The sequence below is a fragment of the Streptomyces cahuitamycinicus genome, assembly GCF_002891435.1.
Lineage (GTDB): Bacteria > Actinomycetota > Actinomycetes > Streptomycetales > Streptomycetaceae > Streptomyces > Streptomyces cahuitamycinicus.
The window spans coordinates 1-5,341 of sequence record NZ_POUC01000498.1 but is presented as its reverse complement, the minus strand read 5'-3'; the positions used below and the strand labels follow the sequence as shown (position 1 = coordinate 5,341).

5 protein-coding genes are annotated in these 5,341 nt (G+C 69.6%); 3 read left to right on the top strand and 2 right to left on the bottom strand.

The genetic code is table 11. The features are described 5' to 3' along the window. Positions 1-857: serine/threonine-protein kinase (locus C1J00_RS37670; RefSeq protein WP_245936663.1), on the bottom strand; the 857-nt coding region annotated here is incomplete at its 3' end. A 242-nt stretch (positions 858-1,099) separates the two neighbouring features. Between C1J00_RS37670 and C1J00_RS37665 the strand changes: the two genes are divergently transcribed. Further along, positions 1,100-1,825, top strand: a complete 726-nt coding sequence (locus C1J00_RS37665; protein ID WP_102913404.1) for an LPXTG cell wall anchor domain-containing protein — start codon at positions 1,100-1,102, stop codon at positions 1,823-1,825. A gap of 86 nt (positions 1,826-1,911) precedes the next feature. Here C1J00_RS37665 and C1J00_RS37660 read toward each other — a convergent pair whose 3' ends face one another. Next, positions 1,912-2,493 (bottom strand): biotin transporter BioY, encoded by a 582-nt coding sequence (locus C1J00_RS37660; protein ID WP_102913403.1) that lies wholly within the window; start codon positions 2,491-2,493, stop codon positions 1,912-1,914. Between the two features lie 480 nt (positions 2,494-2,973). Between C1J00_RS37660 and C1J00_RS37655 the strand changes: the two genes are divergently transcribed. Both C1J00_RS37655 and C1J00_RS37650 read left to right on the top strand, forming a co-directional pair. Further along, positions 2,974-4,353 carry an amino acid permease gene (locus tag C1J00_RS37655; protein WP_102913402.1) on the top strand — a complete coding sequence of 460 codons (1,380 nt, stop codon included), beginning with the start codon at positions 2,974-2,976 and terminating at the stop codon, positions 4,351-4,353. Between the two features lie 130 nt (positions 4,354-4,483). Further along, the gene (locus C1J00_RS37650; protein ID WP_102913401.1) at positions 4,484-5,131 is read left to right on the top strand and encodes a superoxide dismutase; all 648 of its coding nucleotides are present in this window, start codon (positions 4,484-4,486) and stop codon (positions 5,129-5,131) included. The last annotated feature ends 210 nt before the right edge of the window (positions 5,132-5,341 follow it).

Genomic DNA, 5,341 nt, shown 5'->3' with positions numbered 1-5,341 from the left:
GGGGCGGGGGCGGATCGACGGGAGGCCCGCGGCCCCACCGCGACCGTCGGTGTCGGGGCCGAGAACGCCACCGGTCGCAGTGCTCCCTCCAGCGCCTCCAGGTCCGGGCGGGCCGACGGCTCCTTCGCCAGCAGGGACGTCAGCATGTCCCGCAACGGGCCTGCCGAGACGGGGAGTTCCGGCTCCTCGTACAGGACCGCGTGCAGCGTCGCGAGCGTGGTGTCGCGGGAGAACGGGGAGCGACCGCCCAGGGCCGCGCAGAGGGTCGCGCCCAGGGACCAGATGTCGGACGGCGGGCCCTGGGGACGGCCGGAGATGCGCTCGGGGGCCATGTAGTCGGGCGAGCCGACCAGCATGCCGACCATCGTGAGCGCCTTGGCGTCCTGGATCGCGGCGATTCCGAAGTCCGTGAGGACGATTCGCCCTCCGCGGCCGTAACCGGTGCCGTTGCCGCGTCCGGATCCGGCCACCCCCTCCGCGTGCTCGACGAGTACGTTGCCGGGCTTGATGTCGCGGTGCAGTACGCCCCGTTCATGCACCTGCCGCAGCGCGGCCACCAGACCGAGTCCGATGCGGGCGGTCTCGCCGGGGCCCAGCGGGCCCGTCTCCGCGAGGATCCGTTCGAGGGAGCGGCCCACTACCAACTCCATGACGATCCAGAGGCGTTCGCCTTCGTCGACCACGTCGTAGACCCGCACGACGTTGGGATGGTCGATCCGGGCCGTGGCCCTGGCCTCTCGCAGGGTGCGTTCGCGGCGGGTCCTGCTGTCCTCCGCGTCGAGACCGTCGATCCGCATTTCCTTGACGGCGACCGGCCGGTCGAGTATTTCGTCGGCGGCTCGCCACACGCGCCCCATTCCCCCCTGGCCGATACTTTCGACCAACCGATAGCGTCCCGTCACCAATATCCCTGGAACACCGCCGCTGTTCGCATTTCCCGGCAATCCGCTGCACCCCCTCCACGACGCCGCGACCAACTCCAGTGAAACACAACGGTCACACTTCGCGCCGCACCAGGATAGTGCGACGAAATCTTGTGGTACCTCTTTCAGTGCTGCGAATTCAGGCGCAGTACTGGGGGACGCAAGGGGGGACGAACATGAGTTCTCGTCGTTCGACAGCGGTCGCGGGATCGCTGGTCATGGCATCTTTCTCGGCGGTGTTGATCCTTTCCGGCACAGCCGGTGCGGAGGACGAAGGGCCGCCGAGCGGCAAGGGGGGAAAGGCGGTTGACGAGGCACCGGCGGGGGTGAAGCTCACCACGCTGCTGCCCGGGAAGATCTCGGTCGACAACGGTTCGGAAAAGACGGAGATTACCGCCACGGTGAAGAACGAGGGGAGCAAGGACAGCGGGAAGATCAGGCTGTTGGTCGTCGGTTTCGACGGGCTTGTCGTCAAGGGTGTCCGGGGATGTTCTGCGCTACCCGAGAACGGACTTCCGGAGGGCTCGAACAGTGGATTCGCATGCCCGCTCGACAATCTCGCGGCCGGTAAGTCGAGGTCGTTCGCCGTAGACGCGACGTTCGACCTCGGCAAGACCGGGAAGATCTGCCTGCCCGTACAGACGGGCGACGGGAAGAAGACCTTCTGGCAGCAGGGCCCGGTGCCGTTCGGCACGAGCAACCCGTCGCCGGACGCCCCGGCCACGCCATTGCTGCTCGGTACCGACAACGAACCTGCGGGGCCGGGCGGCAAGGAACTGCCGAAGACCGGTCCGGCCCGTGATCTGCTGCCGCTGGGCGCGGCCGGGGCGTCGCTGCTCGCTGCGGGCGTGGCCGGAATGTGGTGGTCGCAGCGGCGGCGGACCGGGGCCCAGGAGGTCTGAACCGGCCGCTGTCGCGCCGTGCGGAACGCACAGAGGCCCGCCGGGGGACATCGCCCCCGGCGGGCCTCTGTGCAACGCCCGTGCGGTCAGCGCTTGTTCGCGAACTTCCAGGCCGTGGGCAGGGCACCCATCGCGAGCGCCGCCTTCAGCGCGTCGCCGATGAGGAACGGTGTGAGGCCGGCCGCGATCGCGGCGGTTGCGGACATGCCGGTGGCGAGGGCCAGGTAGGGCACGCCGATGGCGTAGATGATCGCCTCGCCCACCAGCATCGTGCCGGCCATGCGCAGCATCGAGCGGTCGGCGCCGCGGCGGGCCAGGGCTCCGACGACGACGGTGGCGAGGATCATGCCGAGGATGTAGCCGAAGGAGGGGGCGACTCCGGAGGAGGCGCCGGCGAACCACGGCACACCGGCGATGCCCGCGAGGGCGTACAGCGCGAGCGCGAGGAAGCCGCGGCCGGCACCGAGGGACGTGCCGACGAGCAGTGCGGCGAAGGTCTGGCCCGTCACCGGCACCGGGGAGCCCGGCACGGGCACGGAGATCTGGGCGGCGAGGCCGGTGAGCGCGGCGCCGCCGAGCACGAGGGCCGCGTCCCGGACTCGGGAGGAGGGGAGCAGGTCGGCGAGGACCTGCCCGGCGCGGGCGGGTGTGGCGGCAGCGGTGCTCATGGGGACTCCGCGAGGGTGAGGGCCGGTGGGACATCGTGACGCTATCCCAGCGCGCCCGGCCCGATCACCGTCAGCCGTCCACAAAGGCATGGACCGGCCGTTGGTCGGCTTCGCACAAAGCGTGCCGGTTACAGCGACCGCGCGTGATACCGGTCACGGTGATGGGGTGCCCTGCACCACGAGAGGCGGAGGGCGTACCTCTGTAGGTTTCCCCCAAAGGCTCCGCGTCCGCCATCTCTGCGGCCGACCCCGCCGCCTGCACCGGGTGACGCTCGCCGCGGGCGTCCCCGTGAGGCGGAGGGCACGGAGAGCTGCGCCATCGGGGGCGACGCCTCACACGGCACTCCGGTCGCCGCCCAGCCACACAGAGCGACGCGACCGTCCACATGGTGGGATGCCTCCTCGTGCCGACGGGGAGGCGACCGAAACTGGCGGCGTTTTTGCCCTCGTACGCCCTCACGCATTGGACGAGCCGCGCCCATGCCCAGCAGCACCACTCAGACGCCGACCGGCACGGACGGCGTCTCCCTCTCCCATGGCCTGAAGCAGCGCCACCTGTCGATGATCGCGCTCGGCGGGGTGATCGGAGCCGGTCTGTTCGTCGGCTCCGGTGCCGGTATCGCAGCGGCCGGTCCGTCGATCGTGGTCGCCTACGCCCTCTCCGGTGTCCTCGTGATGCTGGTGATGCGGATGCTCGGCGAGATGTCGGCCGCGTATCCGTCGTCGGGGTCGTTCTCGGCGCACGCCGAGCGGGCGATCGGCCCCTGGGCCGGGTTCACCGCCGGCTGGTCCTTCTGGGTGCTGCTCTGCACGGCCGTCGGCCTGGAGGGCATCGGCGCCGCGAAGATCGTCAGCGGCTGGCTGCCGGGCACGCCGGAGTGGGCGTGGGTGGCGCTGTTCATGGTCGTCTTCTGCGGCACGAACCTCGCGGCCGTGAAGAACTTCGGCGAGTTCGAGTTCTGGTTCGCGGCGCTGAAGGTCGGCGCGATCACCCTGTTCCTGGTGCTGGGTGTCCTGGCGATCCTCGGAATCCTGCCCGGCACGGAATCGCCGGGCGCGAGCCACCTCACGGACTTCCTGCCGAACGGCGGCGAGGGCCTGGTCATCGGCCTGCTCGCCTCGGTCTTCGCCTACGGCGGCCTGGAGACGGTCACCATCGCGGCGGCCGAGTCGGAGAACCCCGTCCAGGGCGTCGCGAGCGCGGTCCGTACGGCGATGTGGCGCATCGCGCTGTTCTACATCGGCTCGATGGCCGTCATCGTCACCCTCGTCCCCTGGGACTCCAAGGAGGTCGTCGAGAAGGGCCCGTACGTCGCCGCCCTCGACGAGCTCGGCATCCCGGGCGCCGGCCAGCTGATGAACGTGGTGGTGCTGGTCGCCCTGCTGTCGGCGATGAACGCCAACATCTACGGTGCCTCCCGCATCGCGTACTCGCTGGTTGAGCGCGGCCAGGGCCCGAAGGGGCTGGGCAGGGTCTCGGGCGGGGTGCCGCGGGTCGCCGTGCTGGCGTCCTCGGTGTTCGGCTTCCTGTGCGTGCTGCTGAGCTACTGGAGGCCCGACGACGTCTTCGCCTGGCTGCTGAACATGATCGGCGCGGTGATCCTGGCCGTCTGGATCTTCATCGCCGTCTCGCAACTGCGCCTGCGCCGCCGCCTGGAGCGCGAGTCCCCCGAGAAGCTGGCCGTGCGTATGTGGGCGTTCCCGTGGCTGACCTGGGTCGCCCTGGCCGGTATGGCCGCGGTCTTCGTCCTGATGGCCCGGGAGCCGGACACGCGGGTGCAGCTGTACTCGACGGGCGGGATGATCCTGGTGCTGGCGGCGGTCGGGTACGGGTGGCAGAAGGCCCGCAGCCGGCAGTAGGAAGTTCACCGCGAGAGGCCCCCGCGACACGCGGGGGCCTCTCGCGTTCCCGGGCCACCCCGCGACCCCTCCTGCTGCTAGCGTGCAGTTGCAAGCTTTTTGCAATAAGAGTCCGGAGGGGATCCCGCCCATGCCCGTCTACACGTTGCCCGAACTGCCCTACGACTACTCCGCGCTCGCCCCCGTGATCAGCCCCGAGATCATCGAGCTGCACCACGACAAGCACCACGCCGCCTATGTGAAGGGCGCCAACGACACGCTGGAGCAGTTGGCCGAGGCGCGGGACAAGGAGACGTGGGGATCGGTCAACGGCCTGGAGAAGAACCTGGCCTTCCATCTCTCCGGGCACATCCTGCACAGCATCTACTGGCAGAACATGACCGGTCCGAAGGACGGCGGCGGCGAGCCGCTGGCGCAGGACGGCGTGGGTGAGCTCGCGGACGCGATCACCGAGTCCTTCGGGTCCTTCGCGAAGTTCAGGGCGCAGTTGTCCAAGGCCTCCGCGACCACGCAGGGCTCCGGCTGGGGCGTGCTCGCGTACGAGCCGCTGAGCGGGCGGCTGATCGTGGAGCAGGTCTACGACCACCAGGGCAACGTCGGCCAGGGCGCCACCCCGATCCTCGTCTTCGACGCCTGGGAGCACGCCTTCTACCTGCAGTACCGCAACCAGAAGGTCGACTTCGTCGAGGCGATGTGGCAGGTCGTCAACTGGCAGGACGTGGCCCGCCGTTACGAGGCCGCCAAGTCCCGGGCGGATGTACTGCTGCTGGCCCCCTGAGGCCGTGAAGCGTCCTGCCTCGTGATCGTCTTCTCACCCTTCACGAACGGCAGGCGGAAAGAAGGGAGCCCCCGCGAGGACCTCTTGAGTTCTAGTAGTCGTCGCAACACCCCAGCTCAGGGGATGCGATGGACTTCGAGGTCCGCAAGGTCAGACATGGAGGGGGCGGTCGTCGCCTGACTCGTGAGCGGGAGGTATATCTCCAGCTCA